This is a genomic window from Sphingomonas rhamnosi (genome assembly GCF_036663615.1).
Lineage (GTDB): Bacteria > Pseudomonadota > Alphaproteobacteria > Sphingomonadales > Sphingomonadaceae > Sphingomonas.
This window is the reverse complement of sequence record NZ_JAXOJJ010000002.1, coordinates 1-26,773: the sequence shown is the minus strand read 5'-3', so window position 1 is coordinate 26,773 and position 26,773 is coordinate 1. Positions and strand designations below refer to the sequence as shown.

Genomic DNA, 26,773 nt, shown 5'->3' with positions numbered 1-26,773 from the left:
CAATCGGTGTCGTCCGACTCATATTGTGAGCGGCGCCACCTTGACGTATAGGTCAGGTATCGCACCTTTAGGGCACCCCGCAAGGGCCTGACCCGCCGACGGCGTGGTTCGGGCGATCGAAATGGAGAGGATTCCCATGACCAACGTCGTCATCGCAGGCTATGCCCGCTCGCCGTTCCACCTCGCAGGCAAGGGCGAACTCGCCCGCGTGCGTCCCGACGACCTCGCCGCGCAGACGATCCGCGGCCTGCTCGACAAGACCGGCGTCGATCCTTCGGAAATCGAGGACATTATCCTCGGCTGCGCCTTCCCCGAGGGCGAGCAGGGCCTTAACGTCGCGCGTATGATCGGGCTGCTGGCGGACCTGCCGCTGTCAGTCGGCGGCATGACGGTCAACCGCTTCTGCGGGTCGTCGATGAGCGCGATCCATATCGCGGTCGGCCAGATCAACATCGGTGCGGGCGACGCGTTCATCTGCGCGGGCCTCGAATCGATGAGCCGCGTCCCGATGGGCGGGTACAACCCCCTCCCCAACCCCGATCTCTTCAAGATCAATGCCGGCGCCTATATGGGCATGGGCGAGACCGCCGAGAACGTCGCCCGGGATTACCAGATCACCCGTGCCGAGCAGGATGCCTTCGCGGTGAAGAGCCAGGACAAGGCCGCCGCGGCACGCGCCGATGGCCGGCTGTCCGACGAGATCGTGACGATCCAGACCAAGGCGGGCCCGGTCAGCCAGGACGGCACGATCCGCGCCGGCACCACCACCGAAGCGCTCGCCGGCCTCAAGCCCGCGTTCAGCGCCGACGGTTCGGTCACCGCAGGCACTTCGTCGCCGCTGACCGATGGCGCGTCCGCCGTCCTCGTCACCTCGGAAGAGTTCGCGACCAAGCACGGCCTGACCATCCTCGCCCGCATCAAGTCGGTCGCGGTGTCGGGCAACGAGCCGTCGACGATGGGCCTCGGGCCAATCTACGCCTCGCAAAAGGCCTTGGAGCGCGCCGGGATCACCGTCGCCGACCTCGACGTGGTCGAGATCAACGAAGCGTTCGCCAGCCAGGCGATCGCCTGCATCCGCGACCTGGGCCTGAAGGACGAGACGATCAACCTCGACGGCGGCGCGATCGCCATCGGTCACCCGCTCGGCGCGACCGGCGCGCGGATCGTCGGCAAGGCCGCGGCGCTGCTCGCCCGCGAAGGCGGCCGCTACGCGCTCGCCACCCAGTGCATCGGTGGCGGTCAGGGCATCGCAACGGTGCTGGAGCGCGCATGATGGACAACGCTGTAAAGAAAGTCTGCGTCATCGGCGCGGGCGTGATGGGCGCCGGCATCGCGGCGCAGGTCGCCAACGCCGGTATCCCGGTACTGCTGCTCGACATCGTACCCCGCGAGGGTGACGACCGTGACGCGGTGGCCAAGGGCGCGGTCGCGAAGATGCTCAAGACCGATCCCGCCCCCTTCATGTCGAAGCGCGCGGCAAAACTGGTCGAGACGGGCAACATCGACGATCATCTGGCCCGGGTCGCCGAGTGCGACTGGATCGTCGAGGCGATCGTCGAGCGGCTCGACATCAAGCAGTCGCTCTACGCCAAGCTGGAGGCGCTTAAGCGTCCCGGCACCGCGGTGTCGTCGAACACCTCGACGATTCCGCTCGGGAATCTCGTCGAAGGCCGCACCGACCAGTTCAAGGCCGACTTCCTGATCACCCACTTCTTCAACCCGCCGCGCTACATGCGGCTGGTCGAGATCGTCCGCGGTGACCACACCGACGTCGCGGTCGCCGAGAAGGTCGAAAATTTCGTCGATCGCTTCATGGGCAAGCGCATCGTCCGCGCGAAGGACACGCCGGGCTTCATCGCCAACCGCATCGGCACCTATTGGCTGGCGGTCGCGATCAACGCGGCGATGGACCAGGGCCTGACCGTCGAGGAAGCCGATCAGATCGGCGGCCGCCCGATGGGCGTGCCCAAGACCGGCATCTTCGGGCTCGTCGATTTGGTCGGCGTCGACCTGATGCCGCTCCTCACCAAGAGCCTGTCGTCGACGCTGCCCGCAGGCGATCCCTATTTCGACACGGTGCGCGACATGGCGCTGGTCGACAAGATGATCGCGGAGGGCTTTACCGGCCGCAAGGGCAAAGGCGGTTTCTACCGCTTCGACAAGGCGACGCGCACCAAGCTGTCGCTCGATCTCGTGACCGGGGAATACCGGCCCGAGGCGAAGCCCGCCGACCTGCCGGGCAAGACCGGCAAGGACCTCGCCGCGCTGATCGCCGAGCCCGGCAAGATCGGCACCTACGCCTGGACGATCCTGGGCAGCGTGCTGTCCTATGCGGCGATGCTGGTCGGCGAAGCGGCGGACGATATCATCGGCATCGATGACGCGATGAAGCTCGGCTACAACTGGAAATACGGTCCGTTCGAGCTGATCGACCGGATGGGTCCGGGGCTGCTCGCCCAGCGCCTCGCCGCCGAAGGCCGCGACGTGCCGGCGATCCTGACCACCGCGGGCGATCGGCCCTTCTACCGCGTCGAGGACGGCAAGCGGCAGTATCTGACGACCGCTGGCGACTATGCCGACGTGCCGCGTGGCGAAGGCGTCGAACTGCTCGAGGACATCAAGCTGCGCTCGCAGCCGGTCCTGACCAACGCGTCGGCATCGTTGTGGGATGTCGGCGACGGCGTGGCCGCGCTCGAGTTCCACACCAAGATGAACGCGCTCGACGATCAGGTCATCGCGCTGATCGAGGAAGCGATCCCGGTCGTGCAGGACCGCTTCAAGGCGCTGGTCGTGTATAACGAAGCCAGCAACTTCTCGGCAGGCGCGAACCTGGGCGCCGCGATGTTCGCGGTCGGCGCAGGGCTGTGGGACATGGTCGAGGCGACCGTCGCGAAGGGCCAGGCGGCGTACAAGGCGCTCAAATACGCCCCCTTCCCCGTCGTCAGCGCGCCGGCGGGCCTTGCGCTCGGCGGCGGCTGCGAGGTCCTGCTGCATTCCGACGCGATCCAGGCGCATGCCGAGACCTATACGGGCCTCGTCGAATGCGGCGTCGGGCTGATCCCGGGCTGGGGCGGCAATGGCGAGATGATGGACCGCTGGACCAAATCGGGCACGCTGCCCAACGGGCCGATGCCGGTGCTGTCGAAGGTCTTCCAGATGATCTCGACCGCGCAGGTCGCCAAGTCGGCGGCGGAAGCGCGCGAGATGATGATCCTGCGCAAGGACGACGGCATCACGATGAACCGCGACCGCCTGCTCGCCGACGCCAAGGCAAAGGCGCTGTCGCTGGTCGAGAACTATGCCGCCCCCGAAAAGCCGACCTTCCGCATGGCGGGCGCCAGCGGCCGCACCGGGCTCGAAATGGCGGTGTCAGACTTCCACAAGAAGGGCATGGCGACCGAGTACGACATCGTCGTCGCCGATCGTCTGGGCGAAGTTTTGACCGGCGGCGAGGCCGACCTCGTCGACACCGTGACCGAGGACGAACTCCTCGTCCTCGAACGCGCCGCGTTCATGGCCAGCGTTAAGGACCAGCGCACCCAGGCTCGCATCGTCCACATGCTCCAGACCGGCAAGCCGCTGCGCAACTGAATGGTCCCCCGCGAAGGGGAGGGTCCAGGAGCCACGGGCGGTACCGCGCGTGACCCTGGACTCCCGCTTTCGCGGGAGAACGGCCGCGCTCCAACCCCCTTACATGAACGCTTTTTCACCCTGAATTGGGTAAGAGTGCTTGACTTGCCCGCTTACGAAACTAGGCGGGAACCAATTGCCGTATACGGCAACAGGCTAGCCTTTACGGCGCTGACCCACCTTATTCCGGCGACCGTACATGTGCGGCGCCGCCACGATCGTCGTGAACACGACCCGTGCCCCCGCGGGTATTGGAGAGGAACTAAGATGTCGCTGATCATCGCTGCCGCCCTGCTCGCCGGCGCTCCCGCGACCGCGGATACCGTCATCGGCCGCTGGAAGACCGAAACCCACAACGCCATCGTCGAGATTGCCCGCTGCGGCTCGTCGATCTGCGGCAAGATCCTCACCTCCGACGCGATCCGGGCGAACCCGTCGATGAAGGACGCCAAGAACAGCAACGTCGCACTGCGCAGCCGCCCGATCCAGGGCATGCAGATGCTCTCCGGATTCAAGCCCGAGGGCGGCGGTGTGTGGGGCAGCGGCCAGGTCTACAATGCCGAGGACGGCAAGACCTATAGCGGCAAGATCACCCCGCTCGGCACCAACCAGCTGAAGCTGCGCGGCTGCGTGTTCTTCCCGCTCTGCAAGACCCAGACCTGGACCCGCGTCCGCTAAAACGCACCCATTATTCTGATGCCAACTCCCGACTAGGACTCCCCATATGTTGCTTCGTACCAAGGCCCCGCTTCTGGCCGTCACCGCACTCGTCTCGGCCTTCGGCTTCGAGAGCGCAGCCTATGCCAACGCCTTCTACCTGCAGGCGCAGTCGGCCCGCGGTGCCGGCCGTGCCTATTCGGGCGAAGGCGCCGACACCGGCTCCGCATCGCTCTGGTGGAACCCCGCCGCAATCGCCGGCATCCGCGACGGCAGCGCCGCGATCGCTGCGACCGCGATCCGCCCGAAGGGCGACGTGATCGACAACGGCACCGTCATCGGCCGCCCGACCTTCTCGGCGACGCCGGTCACCTATCGTCCCGTCGGCGGCAACAGCATTTCCAGCGATCCGATCAACAACGGCGTCGTGCCCTCCGGTTCGGTCGCCTATCCGCTGACCGACCGTATCGCGATCGGCGTCGCGGTGACCTCGCCGTTCAGCTTCACCACCAACTACGAAGCGAACAGCTGGGCGCGCTACAGCGCCGACAAGACGCGCCTGCGCACGATCGACATCCAGCCCTCGATCGGCATCGCCGTGACCGACTGGCTGCGGGTCGGCGGCGCGCTGAACGTGGAATACACCGATGCGACCCTCAACAACGCGCTGCCTAATGTGTCCGCGGCGCTGCCGGACGGCTTCCAGGAGCTGAAGGGCGACGGCTGGGATCTCGGCTGGACCGCGGGCGTGCAGTTGCACAACGATTTCGCGACCGTCGGCATCAGCTACAAGTCGAGCATCCGCCACAATCTCAAGGGCAGCCTGAACATCACGGGCCTGGTCGGACCGCTCGCCGGTTCGAACGTCGCGCTCGACAACGTCAAAGCGAGCTTCAACACGCCGGGTCAGGTGATCGTAGCTGGTCGTTTCCGCGGCACCGACAAGCTGACGCTCAACGCACAGGTCGTCGCGTACAACTGGAGCAAGTTCGACACGATCGATCTCGGCGCACCGCTGAACACGGCGATCCCCGAAATGTATCGCGACAGCTGGAGCCTGGCGGGCGGGTTCGACTATGACGTCACCCCGAAGGCGACGATCCGCGCGGGCATCCAGCGTGCCAAGACGCCGACCCAGGACGGCCTGCGCGACGCGCGCGTGCCAGATGCGAACCGTTGGACCTATGCGGCGGGCGGCAGCTATCAGCTGACCCCGCACATCGCGCTCGATGCCGGTGCGAACTATATCGACTTCTCCAACGCGACGGTCGACCGCGTCACCGCGGCCTATGCCGGCACGCTCGCGCAGACCAACATCATCACCAACGGCTTCCTCAAGAACGCGCATGCGCTCGAAGTCTCGCTGGGCGGTCGCCTGACCTTCTGATCGATCTACCGTCGACAGAGAGATCCAGTGCCACGCAGCCGTGGCACTGGATCTTGAACAACATAGCCTGCGTCGCGCGGTCTCAGAACGACCGCGATACGGTCAGTCCGTAAGTCCGCGGATCGCCCGGCTGGCCCACCACCAGGCCGGTGCTGCCGGACTGCAACGCCAGCAGTTCGAAATACTTGCGATCGAACGCATTGCGCACCCAGCCGAACACGTTCAGCCCGTCGGTCGCCTTGAAGCCCAACCGGACATTGCCGAGCATGTAGCCGCGCACGTTGGTATAGGCCGACGGCGAGGGGTTCGACGAGAAGCTCGATCGATAACTGCCGTCATAACCCAGATAGAAACTCCCTTCGAGATCGCCGATCTTGGCGGGAAGATCATATTGCGCGCCGTACGAGAACGCCCATTTCGACACCCCCGGCAGGCGCTGCCCCGAAATGTCGCAGTTCTGCGGGCTGATACCGCCCGGCGTGCCCGGCGCGCTGGCCGCCTGCCCGGCGGTCGCGGTGGTACCGCCCGACAATTCCGGCGGGCATGGCGCATCGACGAATTTGACGTATTTCGCATCGGTATAGGCGCCGTTGGCATAGAGGCTGAACCGCGCCGTCGGTCGAAACGCGGAGTCGAACTCGATCCCGCGCGTCCGCACCTTGCCCGCATTCGCCAGATAGCCACGCAGCACGCCGAGCTGGCCGTTGGTCACGGTCGCTTGGTAATCGCTGATCTCGGTCCAGAAGGCGGCTAGGTTGAGAGTTACGCGGCGGTCGAGAAACTGGGTCTTCAGCCCCAGTTCGTAATGGTTGACCGTCTCCGGCTCGACCGTCGCGGAGGACAGGATCGGGGTGTTGGCTGCGTCCAGCGGCAGCCCGGCCAGATTGATCCCGCCCGACTTGTAGCTGCGCGCATAGGTCGCATAGGCGTGGATGTCGTCGGCCACCTCATACGCCGCGGTCAGATCGCCGGAGAGGTTCCAGCTGTCGAATTTCGGCTGATAGCTTTGCGGCGCCAGCACGCCGCGCTGGTCGGCGGTCAGCGCGGTCCCGGTACCGTTGGTCACCACCGAGACATAGTCGCCGTCTTTCTTGTCATAGTTGAGCCGAAGCCCGGGTGCGATCTGGAACCGGTCGGTGACCTGCCAGGTTAGCTTGCCGAACAGCGCGGCACTGGTGTTCTTGAACCCGATGGTGTTGCGCGACGTCAGCCCGTCGAGCGTCGCGGGGTTGCGTCCGCTCGCGCTGGTCGGATTCAGCAGAAAGGCGCTCGCCGCGTTGCCCTGGACCTGCAGCCCCTGGGTATCGATGGTCTGGTAGAAATAGAACGCGCCGAGCACATAATCGAGCTTGCGGGTGCCGTTCGACGCAACCCGCAGCTCCTGGCTGAATTGTTCCTGCTGCGACGGGTTGGCCGACACCGTCGTCACCGGCAGGCCGATGAAGTCGCGGTCGTTCGACGGTTTCCAGTCCCAGAACCGCCACGCGCTGACCGAGGTGATCGTCGCCGCGCCCAGATCCAGATTGCCGACCAGCGATACCCCACCCAGCCGCTGCTTCGCCTGAAGCGGCGTGTCGACGTCGGTTACCCTGTCGAACGCGTCGGTCGATGGCACCGCATAGCCCTGCGCCGCCGCCAGCGCCGCATATTGGCGGTTGAGCGGCCGCTGCGTGGCGCCGGTGCGGACGTAATACTGCACGCAGCAATCTGGGTTCTGGTTGTTGAAATCGCCCGACAGGGTCAGGTCGAGGTTCGCCGTGGGCCGCCATAACAGCTGTCCACGCAAACTCTGGTTATCCTGCGCATTCAGATTCTTGCCCGTAACGACATTGTGGATCGTCCCGTCGCGGCGCGTGATCGACGCCGATAGTCGCAACGCCAGTTTATCGTCGACCAGCGGCCCCGACACCGACGCCTTGGCCTGGACGAACTCCAGATTGCCCGTCGTCAACTCCATCCGCGCTTCAGGCGTGAAGCTGGGCGCACGCGTGTAGATGTTGATCGCCCCCGCCGTGGTGTTCTTGCCGTACAGCGTCCCTTGCGGGCCGCGCAGCACCTCGATCCGCTCGGTATCGGTGAAGTCGAACGTCGCCGACGCGATCCGGCTGTAATAGACCTGGTCGACATAGATGCCGACGCCCTGCTCGATCCCGTCGTTGGTCAGTCCGAACGGCGCGCCCAATCCGCGGATGTTGGCCGCCGAGTTTCGGGGGTTGGTCGAATAGAATTGCAGCGTAGGCTGCAGCTGCGTTAGCCGGTTGACGTTGTACGCGCCGGTATCGGCCAACGCCTGCCCGCCGATCACCGAGATCGCGATCGGCACGGTCTGCACGGTTTCCACCCGCCGCCGCGCGGTGACGACGATGTCGCCGCCCCCCTGTTGCGCGGTACCCAGCCGACCCGTCTCCGAAGGCGCCGGTTCGGCCTGCGTCGGCGGCGGGGTGGTAGCCTGAGCGGCGAGTATGAGCGCGAGCGTGATCGACATCGAAATCCCCTTGTTCGTCCCGCAATCTCCCCCGAGTCGCTAGGAGATCAAACATGGCGATGCTTGGGGGCGAAAAAGTTTCGCTTCTTCGAAAAAAATGCATCTTGAACGGCTTTCAGGCCATCCCAAATCTGCGCCGCGCGGTGCCTTCGGGGCCGCGTGGCGGCGTCGCCGGATGGGGCGCCGACCTGTGTTCAACTCGCTCATTGGAGGATTTGAAATGCGACTCGACCTGACTCCTTACCGCCGCTCGACCGTGGGCTTCGACCGGCTGTTCGACATGCTGGAGACCAACGCGCGCACCGCGCCCTCCGACAATTATCCGCCGTTCAACCTCGAGCGCATCGCCGAGGACCGCTACCGCATCACGCTCGCGGTGGCCGGTTTCACGCGCGACGATATCGAGATCACCGCGCAGCAGAATTTGTTGCTCGTCGCGGGCAAGAAGGACGAGGCCCAGTCCGAGGGCCAGCTGCTCCATGTCGGCATCGCCAACCGCGCGTTCGAGCGCCGCTTCGAACTGGCCGATTTCGTGCTGGTGCAGGATGCGCGCCTCAACGACGGCCTGCTGGTGATCGACCTGGTCCGCGAGGTCCCCGAGGCGATGAAGCCCAAGACCGTCGCGATCAAGACCGGCGCACCGCTCGCCGCCGTCGAGGACAATGCGGCAATCGACCAAGCTGCGTAAACGATACACCGAGGGCGTCCGCACCGAGAGGTTCGGGCGCCCTCTTTTCCGTCATCCCCGCGGAGGCGGGGATCCAGACAGGCTGACCTACAGGCCCCATCGACGCGGTGGAGCAAAGGGAACACGGCCTGCGACGGAAAGAAGAAGCAGGGTTTCGCGCAGAGGCGCAGAGGGGCAGAGATTGGCTCCCGCCGCGCCAGCGACCTTCTCAAAAGACGAAACCACCAGCATCGAGCAGTAGAGCCGAGCAGGCCGCCAAACCCTCTGCGTCTCTGCGCCTCTGCGCGAACAAACCTTCTTCTACGTCGGTCCGAAGAAGGGTGATTCACGCAAAGCCGCGAAGACGAAGGTGTCGCGTACGGAACGGGGTTCCGCCCGCCGCCCATCGCTGCAGAATGAGCGCTACGCGCTCGGAAAACGCACCCTCTTAGCGTCTTCGCGGCTTAACGTGAACCAACCTGCCTTCAAACCAGCCGGCTCTGCTTCACCGCCGCCCCGATGAAGCTCGCGAACAGCGGATGCGGATCGAAGGGCTTTGACTTCAGCTCCGGATGGAACTGCACGCCGACGAACCACGGATGATCCGGCCGTTCGACGATCTCGGGCAGCGTGCCGTCCGGCGACATCCCCGAAAACACTAGCCCGCCCTGCTCCAGCGCCGCCTGGTAATGCGTGTTGACCTCGTACCGATGGCGATGTCGTTCCGAAATCTCGGTGCCGCCATAGATCGACGCGACCACGCTGTTGCCGTCGAGCTTCGCATCATACGCGCCGAGCCGCATCGTGCCGCCCAGGTCGCCCTCGGCCGCGCGCGTCTCCAAGCCCTCACGACCCATCCATTCGGTGATCATGCCGACCACCGGCTGGTCGGTCGGCCCGAACTCGGTCGACGACGCATCGGGAATCGCCGCGGTATCGCGCGCGCCCTCGACACACGCCATCTGCATCCCGAAGCAGATCCCGAAATACGGAATTTTCCGCTCGCGCGCGAACTTGACCGATGCGATCTTGCCCTCCGCCCCGCGCTCGCCGAACGCGCCCGGCACCAGGATCGCATCGCACGGCTCGAGCGAGCCGGCGATATCGCTGTCGGCATTTTCGAACAGCTCGGCATCGATCCACCGGACGTTGACCTTCACCCGGTTCGCGATCCCGCCATGCACCAGCGCCTCGTTGAGCGACTTGTAGGCATCCTGCAGACCGACATATTTGCCGACCACGCCGATCGTGACCTCGCCCTGCGGGTTGGTCAGCCGGTCCATGATCTCGATCCAGCGCGACAGGTCCGGCGATCCCTCGGGCTTGATGTTGAACGCCTTCAGCACCTCCGAATCGAGGCCTTCAGCGTGATACTGCATCGGCACGGCGTAGATGCTCTTGGCATCGAGCGCGGGAATGACGGCGCTCGCCGGCACGTTGCAGAACAGCGCGATCTTGGCGCGCTCCTGCGGCGGCAGCGGGTGTTCGCAGCGGCACACCAGCACGTCGGGCTGCACGCCGAGCGCCGCCAGCTCACGTACCGAATGCTGGGTCGGCTTGGTCTTCAGCTCGCCGGCCGCCGCGATGTACGGCACCAACGTCACGTGGATACTGATCGCGTTGCCGCGGCCTTCCTCGTTTTTGAGCTGGCGGATCGCCTCGATGAACGGCAGCGATTCGATGTCGCCGACGGTGCCGCCGATCTCGCACAGCACGAAATCGACATCGTCGGTTTCCGCACGGGCGAACGCCTTGATCGCGTCGGTGACGTGCGGGATCACCTGTACGGTCGCGCCCAGATAGTCGCCGCGACGTTCGCGTGCGATGATCTGCTGATAGATCCGCCCGCTCGTCACATTGTCCGACTGGCGCGAAGGCACGCCGGTAAAGCGCTCGTAATGCCCGAGATCGAGGTCGGTCTCCGCGCCGTCGTCGGTCACATAGACCTCGCCGTGCTGGTACGGCGACATCGTACCCGGATCGACGTTCAGATAGGGATCGAACTTGCGGATACGCACGCGGTAGCCGCGTGCCTGCAACAGAGCCGCGAGGCTCGCTGCCATAAGACCCTTGCCGAGCGAGGAGACCACGCCGCCGGTGATGAAAATGAACCGCGCCATGGGGAGAAATGCCTAGCGTGTTTTGAGGACGAACGACAAGCGTCCGCGAAACGCGGACGCGCGAATATGCGACAGATTGCCGGGTTTAGTTGGCGAGCGGGACGCTCGAATTATCGGCAGGCGCGGTGCCCGGTGCAACGGGCTTTTCGCCGCCGCCCGCAAACGGTGCGGCATCGCCCGTGGGTGCCGCGGTTGGAACCCCGGTCGCTGCTGCGGCTGGCGTGCGGGCCAGCGAGGTGTCGATCGTCGTGGTCGACCGCTTGGTCGCTGCGAACACCGCGAGCGCGATCGAGAACAGCACGAACATCGTCGCCAGAACGCCGGTCGCGCGGGTCAGGAAATCGGCCGCGCCACGTGCCGACATCAGGCCTGAAGGACTGCCCCCCATGCCCAGACCGCCGCCTTCCGACCGCTGCATGAGGATCACCGTGACGAGAGCGGCCGCGATGATCGCGTGGACGACGAGCAGGAAGGCGAACATTGCGCAGGAGACCCCGGAACTTTTACGAAGGCCGGCACATAGGCGAGCCAGCCGCGGCGATCAACCGGGCGCGACCTGCGGCAATCCGACACCCGATCGCAAAGCGAGGGAAACAAGCCGCGCAAGCGGGCGTTATGCCTCCGTAATGAAGCCTTAACCCTGGCATCAAGAATTGGCGGATCAACGCTGTGGCATCAATGGCAGTCGAAACCCTATCGAACTGGATGAGCGCGCTGGTGGACTATGTCCGCTCGGGCGAGCCCGATCTAACCAACCGGCAAATGGCGCTTTTGCTGCTCGTATATCTGAAACCGGGGCCCCATACGGTGCGCGGTCTGGCGCGCGCGCTGAACGTATCGAAGCCGGTGGTGACACGCGCCTTGAACAGGCTGGGTGCGCTCGGCTATCTGCGCCGACAACGCGACGATAGCGACAAGCGCAACATCTTCGTCGCGCGGACGACCGAAGGGGCAGATTTTCTTGAAGAATTCGGGCAATTCATCGGCGAAAACCACGGCGCCGCCCACGCGTAGCAGCTTTGCGTTGACCGGACGGTCGGTCGTTCTGGACCCACGTCGCCATGGGGTACGGCGAGATATCGCCGATATCCGTCTTGCCGAGCAGGTTTTTGCTCCCCATTATGCCGTTCCGATGCCCGCGGTGCTTAATCGTGCGGCGCCGTTGCGCTTGGCGCGCGAGCCCGACAGCGAAGTAGTCGCCGCGCTGCAGCCCGGTGACGTGTTCGAAGTTCTGGAGATCGCCGGCGTTTCAGGATGGGGCGTAGCGGTCGGGCCTGGCCTGGTCGGTTATATGGACCGCGACGCGCTTGACCTGCCGGGCACCGCGGCGATCGCGGCGTGACCGCGACAGTCTTCATCGACGGTGCGGTCGGCACCACCGGGCTCGAGATTCGCGACCGGCTCGCCGGCCGCACCGACCTGAGCGTGGTGATGCTCGACGAGGCACGACGCAAGGATGCCGCCGCGCGGCGCGAGGCGCTCAACGACGCCGATTTCGTGATCCTCTGCCTGCCCGACGACGCTGCACGCGAAGCGGTCGCGCTGATCGACAACCCGCGCACCCGCGTGATCGACGCGTCGAGCGCGCACCGTGTCGCAGCCGGCTGGACCTATGGCTTCGCCGAGCTCGCGCCGGGTAACGCGGCAGCAATCGCCGGTGCGACACGCGTCACCAATCCCGGCTGCTACCCGACCGGCTTCCTCGCACTGGTCGCGCCGCTGGTTCGCGTCGGGCTGATCCCCCCCGACCAGCCGCTCAGCATCAATGCAACGTCGGGCTATTCGGGCGGCGGCAAGGCGATGATCGCCGAGTTCGAAGGCGGCACCGCTTCTGCCTTTCGCCCCTATGGGCTGCAGCTCGCGCACAAGCATGTCGGCGAGATGACGACACATGCCGGCCTGACCCACGCGCCGATCTTCGCGCCAGCGGTTGCCAACACTTATCGCGGCATGGTCGTCGAGGTGCCGCTTCACCTTTACGCGTTGCCGGGCACGCCCACCCTCGATGCGCTTGAAGACGCATTGCGCGCCGCCTTCGAGGGATCCCCGCTCGTGGCGATCGGATCGGGCGACGTCGGCGCGATCGATATCGCCGAGAATGCCGGCACCGACCGCCTAACGCTCCGAGTCTGCGGTAACGCGGCGGCCGGGCATGCCCGGCTAGTCGCGACTCTCGACAATCTCGGCAAGGGCGCCGGCGGCGCTGCCGTGCAGAACCTCAACATCATGGCCGGGCTCGATACCCATGCCGGCCTGATCCTCTGACTAGGATATGCCTTTGATCCGCAACCCCGTGGCTAAGCTGCTCCTGTTCGGAGCTACCGGTGATCTTGCCCAGCGCATGCTGCTGCCGTCGCTCTACGGCCTCCACGCCGACGGCCTGTTGCCCGACGGGCTGACCATCACTGGCGCCGCGCGTGCGGACCACGACGATGAAGACTATCGGCGGTTCGCGCGCGAGGCGCTCGACAAATATCTGTCGAAGGACCGCAAGGCGCAGGATGCGATCGACAGCTTCCTGGCGCGCGTGGTGTACCACAATGTCGATTTGTCCGACGAGGCAAGCTATGCGGGCCTCGCCGAAAAGGTCGGCGTCGTATCGGGCGGTCTCGCGATCTTCCTGTCGACCGCGCCGTCGCTGTTCGAGCGCGCGATCAAGGGACTGGCCAAGGTCGGGCTAGCTGGCGAAACCGTGCGGATCGGGCTCGAAAAGCCGCTCGGCTACGACCTCCAGTCGAGCAAGGCGATCAACGACGCGGTAGCCGCCGTATTCCCCGAGGAGCGCACCTTCCGGATCGATCATTATCTCGGCAAGGAGACCGTCCAGAACATCCTCGCGCTGCGCTTCGGCAACAGCTTCTTCGAGCCGGTGTGGAACGCGCGCGGGATCGACAACGTCCAGATCACCATCGCCGAGACCGTCGGGCTCGAAGAGCGCGCGGGCTATTACGACGACACCGGCGCGCTGCGCGACATGGTCCAGAACCATATCCTACAGTTGCTCGCGCTGGTCGCGATGGAGCCGCCCGCGCGCTTCGACGGCACCGCGATACGTGACGAGAAGGCGAAGGTGTTCCGCTCGTTGCGCGTCATCGAACCGGCCGACGTACCCAACTGCACCGTGACCGGCCAATATGCGCAAGGTGCGTCGGGCGGGCAGATCGTCAAGGGCTATGTCGAGGAGCTCGACAAGCCGTCGAACACCGAGACCTTCGTCGCGATCAAGGCGCATGTCGACAATTGGCGCTGGCAGGGCGTGCCCTTCTACCTGCGCACCGGCAAGCGCATGCCCGCGCGCCGCAGCGAGATCGCGATCCAGTTCAAGGCGGTGCCGCATTCGATGTTCGCCGGGCGCGGCGGACTGCTGCAGCCCAACATGCTCGTCATCCGCCTGCAGCCCGAGGAATATGTCCAGCTGCTGGTAATGGCCAAGGAGCCCGGGCTCGACCGCGAGGGTATCCGCCTGCGCGAAGTGCCACTGAACCTCAGCCTCGACAGCGAGTTCAAGGGCACGCGCCGCCGGATCGCCTATGAACGTCTGCTGCTCGACCTTATCGAGGGCGACCAGACACTGTTCGTCCGCCGCGACGAGGTCGAGGCGCAGTGGACCTGGATCGACGCGATCCGTGCCGGCTGGAAGGCGAACGATACCAAGCCTAAGAGCTACGGCTCGGGCACCTGGGGCCCATCGAACGCGGTCGCGCTGACCGAGCGCGACGGGGTGACCTGGCAGGACGATTAGGCGCTGGTCCTCGCACATGAGGGGCCGACCGAATGAAATTTCAAGGAATGAAGACATGACCGAGATCGAATGGTGGGATTATGACGACGCGGACGAGATGGCCGTGGCGGTCGCCGGCGACATCCAGTTTATCATAGAGAGTGCGATCGACGCGCGCGGCTCGGCAGTGATCGCGCTGGCGGGCGGCAACACCCCGCTACCGGCGTACAAGCTGCTCGCCGAGGCGAAGCTCGACTGGAAGAAGGTCACGATCATCCCCGGCGACGAACGGATCGTGCCGCTCGGCGACCCGCTCTCCAACGTGACGGCGCTCGCCAAGATCTTCCTCCCTAAGGGCGCCCGGGTGAAGCCGATCGTTCCCGAGGCGACCAAGGACTATAAGGCCGCGGGCCGCTCGGCCGACGCGCTGATGCAGGACCTGCACTGGCCGCTCGATTTCTGCCTGCTTGGCGTTGGCGGTGACGGGCATACCGCGTCGATCTTCCCGGGCCCGGATTACGAGGAAGCCGTCGCCGGCCCCAAGGAACGCCGCGCGCTGGGCGTCATGCCCGACCCGCTGCCGCCTGAGGCCCCCGTCGCGCGCGTAACCTTGAGCCGCGAGGCCATCGTGACGGCGCGCGCGGTGATGATCGCGGTCACCGGCCAGGCCAAGCGCGACATTATCGAGAAGGCGATCAAGCAGGGCCCGTTATCGGAATATCCGATTGGCCGCGTGCTCGCGGACGTCGAACTGCCGATCGATATCCACTGGGCGGCGTAGCAAACGTCACCCCGGACTTGTTCCGGGGCCCATCGTGCCGCAAACCAAACGGCCAGTAAGTGTGCGGCACGATGGATGCCGGACCAAGTCCGGCATGACGAGGATGAGATGAACTCCGAAGTTTCCGCGGTAACCGACCGCATCATCGAACGCTCGCGGCCCAGCCGCGCCGCCTACCTCGCGCTCATCGAACGCGAGCGCGACACGCATGTCCGCCGCCCGAATCTAGGCTGCGCGAACCTCGCCCATGCCTATGCCGGCACCGCCGAAGACCGCGACGCCATGAAGGCGGACGCCGGCATGAACATCGGCATCGTCACCGCGTACAACGATATGCTGAGCGCCCACGCGGTCTACTATCGCTACCCCGAACTGATGAAAATCTGGGCGCGCGAGGTCGGCGCGACCGCACAGGTCGCCGGCGGCGTCCCCGCGATGTGCGACGGCGTGACGCAGGGCTATCCCGGCATGGAGCTGTCGCTGTTCAGCCGCGACACCATCGCGCTGTCGACCGCAATCGCCCTCTCCCACGGCACCTTCGAGGGCGCCGCCTTGCTCGGCATTTGCGACAAGATCGTCCCCGGCCTGCTGATGGGCGCGCTGCGTTTCGGCCATCTGCCGATGGTGCTGATCCCCGGCGGCCCGATGCCGACCGGCCTGCCCAACAAGGCCAAGGCCGCGGTCCGCGAGAAATTCGCCGAAGGGCTGGTCGGCCGCGAGGAACTCCTCGACGCGGAGATCGGCGCCTATCATTCGAAGGGCACCTGCACCTTCTACGGCACCGCCAACACCAACCAGATGATGATGGAGGTGATGGGCCTGCACATGCCCGGCGCCGCCTTCGTCAACCCGGGCACCAAGCTGCGCCAGGAACTGACGCGCGCCGCGGTCCACCGGCTCGCGCAGATCGGCGCGCGGGGCGACGATTATCGCCCGCTCGGCCACTGCGTCGATGAAAAGGCGATCGTCAACGCCGCCGTCGGCCTGCTCGCGACCGGCGGCTCGACCAACCATCTGCTCCACGTCCCCGCGATCGCCCGCGCGGCCGGCATCGTCATCGACTGGGAGGATTTCGATCGCCTCAGCCGCGCGGTGCCGACGATCGCGCGCGTCTATCCCAATGGCTCCGCCGACGTGAACGCGTTCGAGGCGGCGGGCGGTATGCCCTACGTGATCCGCGAGTTGATCGGCGCGGGGCTTCTCCACGCCGACATCCCGACGATCACCGGCGGCGACCTGTCCGCCTATGCGCACACCCCCTCGGTCGAGAACGACACGCTCGGCTGGACCCCGGTCGGCGACAGCGGCGACGACACCATTCTCCGCCCGGCTGCCGCGCCCTTCGCGCCCGACGGCGGCATGCGAATCCTTGCCGGCAATATCGGTCGCGCCTGCATCAAGATCAGCGCGGTCGAGCGCGATCGCTGGGTGGTCGAGGCGCCTGCCGCGGTGTTCGAGGACCAGCTCGACGTCCTCGAAGCGTTCAAGCGTGGCGAACTCGAGCGCGACGTCGTAGTCGTCGTCCGCTTCCAGGGCCCGCGCGCCAATGGCATGCCCGAGCTCCACAAGCTGACCCCGCCTTTGGGCGTCCTCCAGAACCGCGGCTTCCGCGTCGCGCTCGTCACCGACGGCCGCATGTCGGGCGCGAGCGGCAAGGTGCCCTGTGCGATTCATTGTTCGCCCGAAGCGCTGCTCGACGGCGCGATCGGCCGGATCCGCGACGGCGACCTGATCCGCGTCGACGCGGAGAACGGCATGCTCGAGGCTTTGGTCGACGCCGACGAATGGGCAGCCCGCGAACCGGCCCCTGCGCCCGCCACTGCGTCGGGTATGGGCCGCGAGCTGTTCGGCATGTTCCGTAGCGGCGCCGACGAAGCCGAAAAGGGTGCGTCCGCAATGCTCGCGGGAGCGGGATTGTAACCCTATACGTCATCCCAGCGAAGGCTGGGATCTCTCACCGCACGGGCGCCACGCCTGCCACAAAAAGATCCCAGCCTTCGCTGGGATGACGGAAACTGGAGAGACGCATGCAGATCGTAGCCGCAGATATCGGCGGCACCCACGCCCGTTTCGCTCTGGCCGAAGTCGAGAACGGCCGCGTCGTCTCACTCGGCGAACCCGCCACACTGAAGACCGCGGACCACGCTTCCTTGCAGACCGCGTACCAGGCGTTCGGCGCGGGCGTCGGCCGGCCCCTTCCCCGCGCGATCGCGATCGCGGTCGCTTCGCCGGTCGCGAACGACGTCATCCGCCTGACCAACAACCCCTGGATCATCCGTAAGTCGCTGATCCAGGAGCGCCTCAACGCCGACAAATGGGTCGTAGTGAACGATTTCGGCGCGGTCGGCCATGCCGTCGCGCAGGTGCCGGCGAGCGATTTCATCCATCTCTGCGGCCCGGACACGCCGCTTCCCGGCGAGGGCATCACGACGGTCTGCGGGCCCGGCACCGGTCTGGGCGTCGCACAGGTTCTGCGTCACAAGACCGGATACGAGGTCCTGGAGACTGAGGGCGGCCATATGGACTTCGCCCCGCTCGACGGCATCGAGGACGCACTGCTCAAGCGGCTCCGTAAGACTTTCACGCGCGTATCTGCAGAACGGGTCGTCGCCGGCCCCGGCATCGTCGCGATCTACGAAACGCTCGCCGCGCTTGAAGGCCGCGCCGTGCCCAGCCACGACGACAAGACAATCTGGAGCGAAGCGCTGGAGGGCACCGATTCGATCGCGCTCGCCGCCCTCGACCGCTTCTGCCTCGCGCTCGGTGCGGTCGCCGGCGATCTCGCGCTGGCACAGGGCGCGAAGGGCGTCGTCATCGCCGGCGGCCTCGGCTTCCGCATCAAGGATCGCCTGATCCGCTCGGGGTTCGACCAGCGCTTCGTCGCCAAGGGCCGGTTCCAGACGATGATGGCGGCGATGCCCGTCAAACTCATCACCCATCCCCAGCCCGGCCTGTTCGGCGCCGCGGCCGCCTTCGCCCAGGAGCACACCCAATGACCGTCACCATCGCCGACATCATGCAGACCAGCGCGGTCATCCCGGTGCTTGTCATCGAAGACGCGGCGCTCGCGCGTCCGCTTGCAGAAGCGCTGGTCCGCGGCGGGCTGCGCGTGCTCGAAGTGACCTTGCGCACCGGTGCCGCTCTCGAGGCGATTGCCGAGATGAAGAAGGTCGAGGGCGCGATCGTCGGCGCCGGCACGGTCGTCTCGACGCAACAATTCGCGCAGGTCATGGACGCCGGCGCCGAGTTCATCGTCTCGCCGGGCCTGACCGAAACACTCGCCAAGCCGATCATCGACAGCAAGGTGCCGTTCCTGCCCGGCATCGCCAACGCCGGCGACATTATGCGCGGCCTCGACCTGGGCCTCACGCACTTCAAGTTCTTCCCCGCCGAAGCGAGCGGCGGCCTGAAGGCCCTGAAGGCGCTCGCCGCACCTTTCTATCAGTGCCAGTTCTGCCCCACCGGCGGCATCACCGAAGCCAACGCCCCCGAATGGCTCGCCTTCAAGCCGGTCCTTTGCGTCGGCGGCAGCTGGGTGACCGGCGGCACGATGGCCGAGGTGGAGTTGAAGGCACGCGCGGCGAACGCGTTGCGCGGCTAAATCCTCCCCGCTCGCGGGGAGGGGGACCATGCGCAGCATGGTGGAGGGGGCGTGCGGCAAATGCTGCGCCGGTGGCGAGCCCCCTCCACCACGCCGCTACGCGTCGCGGTCCCCCTCCCCGTACCGGGGAGGATTTGCTCACATCTCCCCCCGGCTCCGCCGGATCGCATACCATTTCCGCACGTTCGCATTATGCTGATCGAGCGTATCCGCGAACACGTGCCCACCGGTGCCATCCGCCACGAAATACAGCGCCTGCGTCGGCGCCGGATCGAGCACCGCATCGATGCTCGCCCGCCCCGGATTGGCGATCGGCCCGGCCGGCAGCCCGGCCTCGGCATAGGTGTTGTACCCGTTCTTCGCCTGCAACTCCGACCGCAGGATCCGCCGCCCCAGCGGCCGCCCCTTGGTGATCGGGTAGATCACCGTCGGATCCGCCTGCAGCGGCATGCCGAGCTTCAACCGGTTGCCATAGACCGCCGCTACGGTGCGCCGTTCGGACGGCTTGCCCGTTTCCTTCTCGACGATGGCGGCGAGGACTATCGCCTGCTGCGGCGTCGTCACCGCGATGCCCGGCTTGCGCTTGGCCCAGGCCGCGGCGAGATAGTCGCGCATCGCCTTCTGCATCCGCGCCACCACCGACGCGCGCGTATCGCCGCGCTGGAACGCGTAGCTGTCGGGAAGCACGGAGCCCTCGGCCGGCACCGCCACCTGACCGACCAACCCGTCGGCCTTCATCAGCGCGTCATGCACCATCACCGACGGATAGCCCTCGGGTACCACGACGAGCCGCTGCAGCGTCTTGCCGCCCTGGAGCATCTTCAGAATGTCGGCCTGGCTCAGATGCGCAGGGATGCGGTATTCGCCGACCTTGATCGGATCGCCCGACCCGAACACGCGCGCGTAGAGCCGGAAACGCGAGGCCGAGGGGATCGCGCCGGACTTTTCCAGTTCGATGGCGGCCGCGGTAAGGCTCGCGCCTTCCGGCACCTGCACAGTCAGCGTCCGCGGTGCAGGACCAGCGCCACCCCAGCCCTGTACGACAAGGAACAGCGCGACGATCAGGCCGAGACCTAGGATGAGTCCGAAACAGCCGATCTTTCTCATTCTAGTTCCCCGGCGGAGGCCGGGGCCCAGTTGGGCGAACGGTCCGCTTCTATCGCCAAGCTATCCCAACTGGGTCCCGGCCTTCGCCGGGGAGCAGTAGATTTACAGCCTCAGACCCGCGTCATGATCAGCGACGCGTTGGTGCCGCCGAAGCCGAACGAATTGTTCAGCACGGCGCGCACTTCGCGCTTCTTCGCGACATGCGGCACCAGGTCGACGCCCACGCAGCTCTCGCTCGGATTGTCGAGGTTGAGCGTCGGCGGCACGATCTGGTCGCGCAGCGCAAGGATGCAGAAGATGCTCTCGACCGCGCCGGCACCACCGAGCAGATGCCCGATCGCCGACTTGGTCGACGACATCGAAAGGCCGGAGATCGCATCCCCGAACAGCCGACGCACCGCGCCCAGTTCCAACTCATCGCCGAGCGGCGTCGAGGTGCCATGCGCGTTGATATAATCGATGTCCTCGAGCTTCAGGCCCGACTTCTTCACCGCCATCTGCATCGACCGGAACGCGCCATCGCCATCGGGATGCGGTGCGGTCACGTGATACGCGTCACCCGACAACCCGTATCCAATAACTTCCGCATAGATTTTCGCGCCGCGTGCCTTGGCATGCTCATATTCCTCGAGCACCAGCACGCCGGCACCCTCGCCCATCACGAAGCCGTCGCGATCCTTGTCGTACGGCCGCGACGCCTTTTCGGGCGTGTCGTTAAAGCTCGTCGACAGCGCCCTCGCCTGGGCGAACCCGGCGATGCCGAGCGGGCACACCGTGCCCTCAGCGCCGCCCGCGAGCATCACGTCGGCATCGTCCATCGCGATCATCCGCGCGGCATCGCCGATCGCATGCGCGCCGGTCGAGCATGCGGTAACGACCGCATGGTTGGGCCCGCGCAGGCCGTATTTGATCGAAACCTGGCCCGAGATCAGGTTGATCAGCCGCCCGTGCACGAAATGCGGGGAGACGCGACGCGGCCCCTTCTCGTGCAGCACGAGTGCCTCGCTCTCGATCCCCGGTAGCCCGCCGATCCCCGACCCGATCGAGACGCCGGCGCGCCAGCTCTGTTCGACCGTCATATCGAGCAGCCCAGCGTCTTCCAACGCCTGGCCAGCGGCGTCGATGCCATAGATGATGAACGGATCGACCTGGCGCTGGACCTTGTGGTCGACGCGCTTGCCGGGATCGAACCCGTATTCGTGGTCCTTGTGCTTCACTTCGCAGGCGATGCGGCAGACATAGTCGCTCGCGTCGAAGCGCGTGATCGTGGCTGCGCCCGATTTACCCGCGATGATGTTGGCCCACACCGTCTCGACGTCCGCGCCGAGGGGGGTAACCATGCCTAGTCCGGTGACGACGACACGCCGCATGCCATAAACTCCGTGATGCAAAACGAAACGGCTCCCCGTCCTCTTAGCCCAAGGACGGGGAGCCGCTCAAATCCGACCCGTCAGGGCAGGTCCGAAAGTTCGGACCCGAAGCCCCGATTAGGCCTTGTGCTCGTCGATGTACGTGATGGCGTCCTTGACGGTCGCGATCTTCTCGGCCGCGTCGTCGGGGATCTCGACGCCGAACTCTTCCTCGAACGCCATGACGAGCTCGACGATGTCGAGGCTGTCCGCGCCCAGGTCGTCGATGAAGCTCGCGTCCTCGGTCACCTTCTCGGCTTCGACGCCGAGATGCTCGACGACGATCTTCTTCACGCGGTCTGCGGTCTCGCTCATGTTCGTTCCCTCTTCGCTTGGGGGTTATTCGTTCTACCTGAACGCCCGTAGAACGGGGTCCGTTTCGTGGCAAGCGTCAGTTCATCCGGTCCCCGCCCCGGCTCGCGCCGAATCGGCGTCGAACTGAACGGGGACGATCGGGTCTCACACCATCGCCATGCCGCCATTCACATGGATGGTCTGGCCGGTGACATAACTCGCCTCGCGACTGGCAAGGTAGACGACTGCGGCGGCCACGTCAGCCCCCTCGCCAAGCTTCCCCGCCGGAATCCGTGCCGTCAGCGCGACCGTCTGCGCCTCGGGCAGCGCGTCGGTCATCGCCGACGCTATGAAGCCTGGCGCGACGCAGTTGACGGTGATGTTCCGGCTGGCGAGCTCCTGCGCCAGCGCCTTGGACATGCCGACGAGGCCGGCCTTCGACGCCGCATAATTGGCCTGCCCGGGGTTCCCGGTCTGCCCGACGACGGACGTGATCGAAACCACCCGCCCGAACCGCGCCTTCATCATCGGCTTGGCCGCGGCGCGGATCAACCGGAACGCCGCCTCCAGGTTGACGCGGATAACGGTATCCCACTCCTCGTCCTTCATCCGCATCGCCAAATTGTCGCGCGTGACGCCGGCATTGTTGACGAGGATATCGAGCCGCCCGAGCGCCGCCACGGCCGACGGCACCAGCGCATCCACCGCCGCCCCGTCCGACAGGTTGCACGGCAAGGCCACATGATCGCCGCCCAGCGACGCGCGGAATTGCTCCAGCTTTTCCGCATTGGACCCCGACACCGCCAGTCGCGCCCCCTGCGCAGCTAGCGCCTTCGCAATCTCGGACCCGATCCCGCCCGAAGCGCCGGTAACGAGGGCCGTCATGCCTGTAAGGTCGAACATTCTATTCTCCGTTGATTTGGTTCGCGCAGAGACGCGGAGACGCAGAGGGGTGATGGTTATTGACGAGCCGGCGAAGCCCTTCCCGAAGCGTTGCGCCGCCGAAGTTTATCAGCAGCCCGACGGGCTGCTTGGTAAGCCGGAGGTAGGTCAGCAGTTGCTTTGCGTGAGCGGAGCTTATCCGCTCTACAGACTTGATCTCGATGATGAGACGCTGATCGACCAGAAGGTCGATCCGAAAGGCTGCCTCGAAGCGCATGCTCTCGAACTCAATATCGACCGGCACCTGCCGCGCGACCGGGTATCCCATCGCAGCCAGTTTGCCGGCCAATACCGTCTCGTACACGCTTTCGAGCAGTCCCGGACCAAGCTCCCGGTGCAGTCGTATCGCCAAGTCGACCACGTCGCCGCTGACCACATCGATATCGTGCATCGGGCCCCCCTCTGCGTCTCCGCGCCTCTGCGCGAACAAATTCTTCCTATTAAATCACTTTAACCAAAGCCTCGATGTCGTCCATCGTCACCACGCTGAGCGCATCGACATCCGCGGCAGTCCGCTTGACCATCGGCGCCAGCACCTTGCCGCCGAATTCGACGAACCGCTCGACGCCCGCAGCCTGCATCGCCAGCACCGATTCGCGCCACCGCACCATCCCCGTCACTTGGGCGACAAGCGAAACCCGGATCACCCCCGGATCCGCCACCGCCACCGCATCGACATTCGCGAACACCGGCACCAGAGGCGCGCGCAGGTCCGCCTCCAACAACGCCGCCTCCATCGCCCCCGCGGCTGGCTGCATCAGCGGGCAATGGAACGGCGCCGAGACCGGCAACAGCACCGCCCGCTTGGCGCCCAAGTCCTTGGCCAACGCGATCGCCCGTTCGATCGCCAGGCGATGCCCCGAGATCACCACCTGCCCCGGATCATTGTCGTTCGCGACGGTGCACACCAGCTCCGCCCCGCCCTCGGCCAGGATCGCATCCACCGCGGCACCAGCAATGACCTGCGCCTTCTCCAGGTCGGCCCCGAGCAGCGCCGCCATCCCCCCCTCGCCGACCGGCACCGCCGCCTGCATCGCCCGTCCGCGCAGCTTCAGCAGCCGCGCGGTCGTCGCCAGGTCCAGCGCCCCCGCCGCGCACAAGGCACTATATTCGCCCAGGCTGTGCCCCGCGACATAGTCCGCCTTGTCGGCCAGCCGCACGCCGCCCTCCTTCTCCAGCACGCGCAGCGTCGCGATCGCGTTCGCCATGATCGCGGGCTGGGCGTTCTCGGTCAGCAGCAGATCCTCCGCCGGCCCCTCGCTCATCAGCCGATAGAGATTCTGCCCCAGCGCCTCGTCGACCTCCGCGAACACCTCGCGCGCGACCGCGCTGGCCTCGGCGAGCGCCTTGCCCATGCCGACCGACTGGCTTCCCTGACCCGGGAAAATGAAAGCACGCATCTTGCCTCTCCTTTGGCCCGGCGCCCTAGAAAGGTGCGCGGCCACATGCAACCTGAACGGACCTGGACGGATTGCGACACTCCGCGACCATTTGTAGCGATCGGCGACAATCGCCTGCGACAGATGGGCGCCAAATTGGGTTCCGACGCCGCAGTAACCGGCGCCGTTTCAAACGGGAGTTTCTCATGAACAAGTTCATCCTCAGCGCACTCGCCACGACCCTCGTCGCCAGCCCGCTGCTTGCCGCCGCCCCCGCCTCGGCGCAGGCGCAGCGCCAGACCACGGTCGTCCGCCAGAATGCGAACGGCCGCACCGTCGTCACCCACAAGACGGTCGTGAAGCCGAACCAGTCGCGCGCCTGGCGCGCCGGCGAGCGGTTCGACCGCAACCGCGCGCAGAACTACCGCGTGATCACGACCTACAAGAACTATCGCCTTGCCGCTCCTCCGCGTGGCAGCCAGTGGGTCCGTTCGGGCAACGACGCGGTCCTGATCAACGCCCGCGGCAACGTCGTCCAGATCCGCAACGGCGCGTTCCGGTAAGGAAGACCCTTCCGCCACATCGGGCCTGATCCCGGGTGGCGGATCCAACCTTGCCTTTGGCGGATAATCCGCTAAGGCACACTCCACCGGGGTGAGGGATTCGTTCCCTCGCCCCGGTTTGCATTTCGGAACGACAGCCGGAGGGGTGTACGCACGGGGCGTGCATCAGCGATCGGTAATGAAGGACGAGACATGGCTCTGTATGAGCACACGTTCCTTGCGCGCCAGGATCTGGCACAGGCGCAGGTGGACGCGCTGGCGGAAATCGCCACCAAGATCGTGAACGACAACGAAGGTCGGGTCGTCAAGACCGAGAACTGGGGCCTGCGTTCGCTGGCGTACAAGATCGCCAAGAACCGCAAGGCGCATTACGTCATGCTCGAGATCGACGCTCCCGGCAGCGTGATCGTCGAGCTGGAGCGCCAGACCCAGATCAACGAAGACATCATTCGGTACATGACGGTCAAGGTCGACACCCTCGAAGAGGGCCCGACCGTGATGATGCGCAAGCAGGATCGTGACCGTGAGCGTCGTGGCGACCGTGAGGGTGGTCGTGGCGACCGTCCGGATCGTGGCGATCGCCCCGAGCGCGGCCCGCGCCGTGATCGTGAAGAGGGAGCAGAATAACCATGGCACGTCCATTCTTCCGCCGCCGCAAGAGCTGCCCGTTCTCCGCAAAAGACGCTCCCCGGATCGACTATAAGGACGTCCGGTTGCTGCAGGGCTTCGTGTCCGAGCGTGGCAAGATCGTCCCTTCGCGCATCACGTCTGTTGCCGCGAAGAAGCAGCGCGAACTGGCCCAGGCCATCAAGCGTGCGCGTCATCTGGGCCTGCTGCCCTACATCGTTAAGTAAGGAGCGCCCCCATGGACGTCATTCTGCTTGAGCGCGTCGAGAAACTCGGCGCCATCGGCGACGTCGTCAAGGTGAAGGACGGCTACGCCCGTAACTTCCTCTTGCCGAACAAAAAGGCGCTTCGTTCGAACGACGCCAACCGCAAGGTCTTCGAGGCCAACCGTGCCCGGATCGAATCGGACAACGCATCGCGTCGTGCCGATGCCGAGACCGAAGCCAAGACCTTCAACGACGCTTCGGTGACGTTGATCCGTCAGGCGTCGAACACCGGTCAGCTCTACGGCTCGGTCGCGGTCCGCGATCTGGTCGACGCGCTGGTCGCGGACGGCCACAAGGTCGGCAAGTCGGCGATCGTGCTCGACAAGCCGATCAAGTCGATCGGCGTCTACACCGTCAAGGTCTCGCTGCACCCCGAGGTTTCGGTGACCGTCAAGGTCAACGTCGCCCGCTCGCCCGAAGAGGCCGAGATGCAGGCGCAGGGCGTCGACGTCATGTCGTCGATGTTCGAGCGCGACGAAGCCGGCTTCGTCGAGGACTACGACCCCAACGCCGAACCCGGCGCCACGGCCGAAGTCTCGGACGAGCCGCAGGACGAAGCCCAGGGCTGAGCCCGACTCTTCATCCGTCGAACGCGAAAAGGGCCGTCCGGAGCAATCCGGGCGGCCTTTTTTCGTTTGGGGCAGACACCACCAGCCCGTCACCCCGGGCTCGACCCGGGGTCCCGCTTCTTGTACCGCCTGACGAAAAAGCGGGACCCCGGCTCAAGGCCGGGGTGACGGAACGTTGGGCGCGACCGGTCCTTTTCCGACGCTTGTAATGTTGGAAAAGTGGAAGCACCCCGTCCGCCGCTCTTTCTTACGTCCAGACTACAAACCCCAGCGCCGCGCATCACCACACGTCCCCGAAACACCCTCTTCCGTGTGACCTTTGTGGCCTTCCGCCCGCTCAGCGCCGTCCGAACAGCTTCTCGATGTCGCCGTGCTGCAGCTTCACCAAGGTGGAGTCACAAAACGCAATACCGACGCGAGCCCGATTGTCCGATTTTGTTGATTAGCTGCCGTCGTCTAATAGCGGGCTTGGCAAGCGCATTTTGGTGTGTGGATGTCGTCTGCCGGGGCATGGTCGTCTTCGCGGTCGGCATGGGCCGCCGCATCATGGGGCTTCGCGGGTCGATCC

At 65.8% G+C, this 26,773-nt stretch carries 27 protein-coding genes; 18 read left to right on the top strand and 9 right to left on the bottom strand.

What is annotated here, in order from left to right; genetic code table 11:
* The first annotated feature begins 136 nt into the window (after positions 1–136).
* The 4 genes from U1701_RS05145 to U1701_RS05130 all read left to right on the top strand — a co-directional run bounded on the left by U1701_RS05145 (position 137) and on the right by U1701_RS05130 (position 5,674).
* On the top strand, positions 137–1,273 hold the full coding sequence (locus tag U1701_RS05145; RefSeq protein WP_332781478.1) for a thiolase family protein: 1,137 nt from the start codon (positions 137–139) through the stop codon (positions 1,271–1,273).
* Entirely contained in the window at positions 1,273–3,591 is a 2,319-nt protein-coding gene (locus U1701_RS05140) for a 3-hydroxyacyl-CoA dehydrogenase/enoyl-CoA hydratase family protein (protein WP_332781477.1), read from the top strand. The genes U1701_RS05145 and U1701_RS05140 overlap by 1 nt, the downstream gene beginning before the upstream one ends.
* 306 nt (positions 3,592–3,897) lie before the next feature.
* Positions 3,898–4,308 carry a DUF2147 domain-containing protein gene (locus U1701_RS05135; RefSeq protein ID WP_332781476.1) on the top strand — a complete coding sequence of 137 codons (411 nt, stop codon included), beginning with the start codon at positions 3,898–3,900 and terminating at the stop codon, positions 4,306–4,308.
* Between the two features lie 46 nt (positions 4,309–4,354).
* Positions 4,355–5,674, top strand: a complete 1,320-nt coding sequence (locus tag U1701_RS05130; protein ID WP_332781475.1) for an OmpP1/FadL family transporter — start codon at positions 4,355–4,357, stop codon at positions 5,672–5,674.
* An 82-nt stretch (positions 5,675–5,756) separates the two neighbouring features.
* Here U1701_RS05130 and U1701_RS05125 read toward each other — a convergent pair whose 3' ends face one another.
* Positions 5,757–8,159, bottom strand: a complete 2,403-nt coding sequence (locus tag U1701_RS05125) for a TonB-dependent receptor (protein WP_332781474.1) — start codon at positions 8,157–8,159, stop codon at positions 5,757–5,759.
* A 53-nt stretch (positions 8,160–8,212) separates the two neighbouring features.
* Between U1701_RS05125 and U1701_RS05120 the strand changes: the two genes are divergently transcribed.
* Both U1701_RS05120 and U1701_RS05115 read left to right on the top strand, forming a co-directional pair.
* Positions 8,213–8,395 carry a hypothetical protein gene (locus U1701_RS05120; RefSeq protein ID WP_332781473.1) on the top strand — a complete coding sequence of 61 codons (183 nt, stop codon included), beginning with the start codon at positions 8,213–8,215 and terminating at the stop codon, positions 8,393–8,395.
* Entirely contained in the window at positions 8,380–8,847 is a 468-nt protein-coding gene (locus U1701_RS05115; protein ID WP_332781472.1) for an Hsp20 family protein, read from the top strand. Before U1701_RS05120 ends, U1701_RS05115 begins: the two co-directional genes overlap by 16 nt.
* 464 nt (positions 8,848–9,311) lie before the next feature.
* Here U1701_RS05115 and pyrG read toward each other — a convergent pair whose 3' ends face one another.
* Together pyrG and secG are read right to left on the bottom strand one after the other, a co-directional pair.
* Positions 9,312–10,946: a CTP synthase gene (gene pyrG, locus U1701_RS05110; protein WP_332781471.1), complete on the bottom strand. Its 1,635-nt coding sequence runs from the start codon at positions 10,944–10,946 to the stop codon at positions 9,312–9,314.
* A gap of 85 nt (positions 10,947–11,031) precedes the next feature.
* Positions 11,032–11,427, bottom strand: a complete 396-nt coding sequence (secG, locus tag U1701_RS05105) for a preprotein translocase subunit SecG (RefSeq protein WP_332781470.1) — start codon at positions 11,425–11,427, stop codon at positions 11,032–11,034.
* Between the two features lie 224 nt (positions 11,428–11,651).
* On the opposite strand from secG, the gene U1701_RS05100 reads away from it, so the two are divergent.
* The 8 genes from U1701_RS05100 (at position 11,652) to eda (ending at position 19,049) form a co-directional block, all read left to right on the top strand.
* Entirely contained in the window at positions 11,652–11,960 is a 309-nt protein-coding gene (locus U1701_RS05100) for a MarR family transcriptional regulator (protein ID WP_332781921.1), read from the top strand.
* A gap of 118 nt (positions 11,961–12,078) precedes the next feature.
* Entirely contained in the window at positions 12,079–12,288 is a 210-nt protein-coding gene (locus tag U1701_RS05095; RefSeq protein WP_332781469.1) for an SH3 domain-containing protein, read from the top strand.
* Positions 12,285–13,211: an N-acetyl-gamma-glutamyl-phosphate reductase gene (gene argC, locus U1701_RS05090; RefSeq protein WP_332781468.1), complete on the top strand. Its 927-nt coding sequence runs from the start codon at positions 12,285–12,287 to the stop codon at positions 13,209–13,211. Before U1701_RS05095 ends, argC begins: the two co-directional genes overlap by 4 nt.
* A gap of 7 nt (positions 13,212–13,218) precedes the next feature.
* A complete protein-coding gene (gene zwf, locus U1701_RS05085) occupies positions 13,219–14,688 on the top strand; it encodes a glucose-6-phosphate dehydrogenase (RefSeq protein WP_332781467.1) in 1,470 nt (489 codons plus the stop codon).
* A 55-nt stretch (positions 14,689–14,743) separates the two neighbouring features.
* Positions 14,744–15,448 (top strand): 6-phosphogluconolactonase, encoded by a 705-nt coding sequence (pgl, locus tag U1701_RS05080; RefSeq protein WP_332781466.1) that lies wholly within the window; start codon positions 14,744–14,746, stop codon positions 15,446–15,448.
* 108 nt (positions 15,449–15,556) lie between these two features.
* The gene (edd, locus tag U1701_RS05075; RefSeq protein ID WP_332781465.1) at positions 15,557–17,368 is read left to right on the top strand and encodes a phosphogluconate dehydratase; all 1,812 of its coding nucleotides are present in this window, start codon (positions 15,557–15,559) and stop codon (positions 17,366–17,368) included.
* Between the two features lie 107 nt (positions 17,369–17,475).
* Positions 17,476–18,444 carry a glucokinase gene (gene glk / locus U1701_RS05070; protein WP_332781464.1) on the top strand — a complete coding sequence of 323 codons (969 nt, stop codon included), beginning with the start codon at positions 17,476–17,478 and terminating at the stop codon, positions 18,442–18,444.
* A complete protein-coding gene (gene eda / locus U1701_RS05065) occupies positions 18,441–19,049 on the top strand; it encodes a bifunctional 4-hydroxy-2-oxoglutarate aldolase/2-dehydro-3-deoxy-phosphogluconate aldolase (protein ID WP_332781463.1) in 609 nt (202 codons plus the stop codon). Before glk ends, eda begins: the two co-directional genes overlap by 4 nt.
* Positions 19,050–19,187: 138 nt before the next feature.
* Here the strand turns inward: eda and mltG are convergent, their stop codons facing one another.
* From mltG to fabD, 6 genes are all read right to left on the bottom strand, one after another.
* A complete protein-coding gene (gene mltG, locus U1701_RS05060; RefSeq protein ID WP_332781462.1) occupies positions 19,188–20,156 on the bottom strand; it encodes an endolytic transglycosylase MltG in 969 nt (322 codons plus the stop codon).
* Positions 20,157–20,266: 110 nt separating this feature from the next.
* The gene (gene fabF, locus U1701_RS05055) at positions 20,267–21,526 is read right to left on the bottom strand and encodes a beta-ketoacyl-ACP synthase II (protein ID WP_332781461.1); all 1,260 of its coding nucleotides are present in this window, start codon (positions 21,524–21,526) and stop codon (positions 20,267–20,269) included.
* A gap of 117 nt (positions 21,527–21,643) precedes the next feature.
* Positions 21,644–21,880 (bottom strand): acyl carrier protein, encoded by a 237-nt coding sequence (locus tag U1701_RS05050; RefSeq protein WP_258890172.1) that lies wholly within the window; start codon positions 21,878–21,880, stop codon positions 21,644–21,646.
* A gap of 144 nt (positions 21,881–22,024) precedes the next feature.
* Entirely contained in the window at positions 22,025–22,762 is a 738-nt protein-coding gene (fabG, locus tag U1701_RS05045; RefSeq protein ID WP_332781460.1) for a 3-oxoacyl-[acyl-carrier-protein] reductase, read from the bottom strand.
* A gap of 1 nt (position 22,763) precedes the next feature.
* The gene (locus U1701_RS05040) at positions 22,764–23,192 is read right to left on the bottom strand and encodes a GxxExxY protein (RefSeq protein WP_332781459.1); all 429 of its coding nucleotides are present in this window, start codon (positions 23,190–23,192) and stop codon (positions 22,764–22,766) included.
* Positions 23,193–23,241: 49 nt separating this feature from the next.
* On the bottom strand, positions 23,242–24,201 hold the full coding sequence (fabD, locus tag U1701_RS05035; RefSeq protein ID WP_332781458.1) for an ACP S-malonyltransferase: 960 nt from the start codon (positions 24,199–24,201) through the stop codon (positions 23,242–23,244).
* Positions 24,202–24,386: 185 nt separating this feature from the next.
* Between fabD and U1701_RS05030 the strand changes: the two genes are divergently transcribed.
* The 4 genes from U1701_RS05030 to rplI all read left to right on the top strand — a co-directional run bounded on the left by U1701_RS05030 (position 24,387) and on the right by rplI (position 26,205).
* Positions 24,387–24,743 (top strand): RcnB family protein, encoded by a 357-nt coding sequence (locus tag U1701_RS05030; RefSeq protein WP_332781457.1) that lies wholly within the window; start codon positions 24,387–24,389, stop codon positions 24,741–24,743.
* 192 nt (positions 24,744–24,935) lie between these two features.
* Positions 24,936–25,370 carry a 30S ribosomal protein S6 gene (gene rpsF, locus U1701_RS05025; protein ID WP_332781456.1) on the top strand — a complete coding sequence of 145 codons (435 nt, stop codon included), beginning with the start codon at positions 24,936–24,938 and terminating at the stop codon, positions 25,368–25,370.
* Between the two features lie 2 nt (positions 25,371–25,372).
* Positions 25,373–25,597 (top strand): 30S ribosomal protein S18, encoded by a 225-nt coding sequence (gene rpsR / locus U1701_RS05020; protein ID WP_031393978.1) that lies wholly within the window; start codon positions 25,373–25,375, stop codon positions 25,595–25,597.
* Positions 25,598–25,608: 11 nt separating this feature from the next.
* Positions 25,609–26,205 (top strand): 50S ribosomal protein L9, encoded by a 597-nt coding sequence (gene rplI / locus U1701_RS05015; RefSeq protein ID WP_332781455.1) that lies wholly within the window; start codon positions 25,609–25,611, stop codon positions 26,203–26,205.
* The last annotated feature ends 568 nt before the right edge of the window (positions 26,206–26,773 follow it).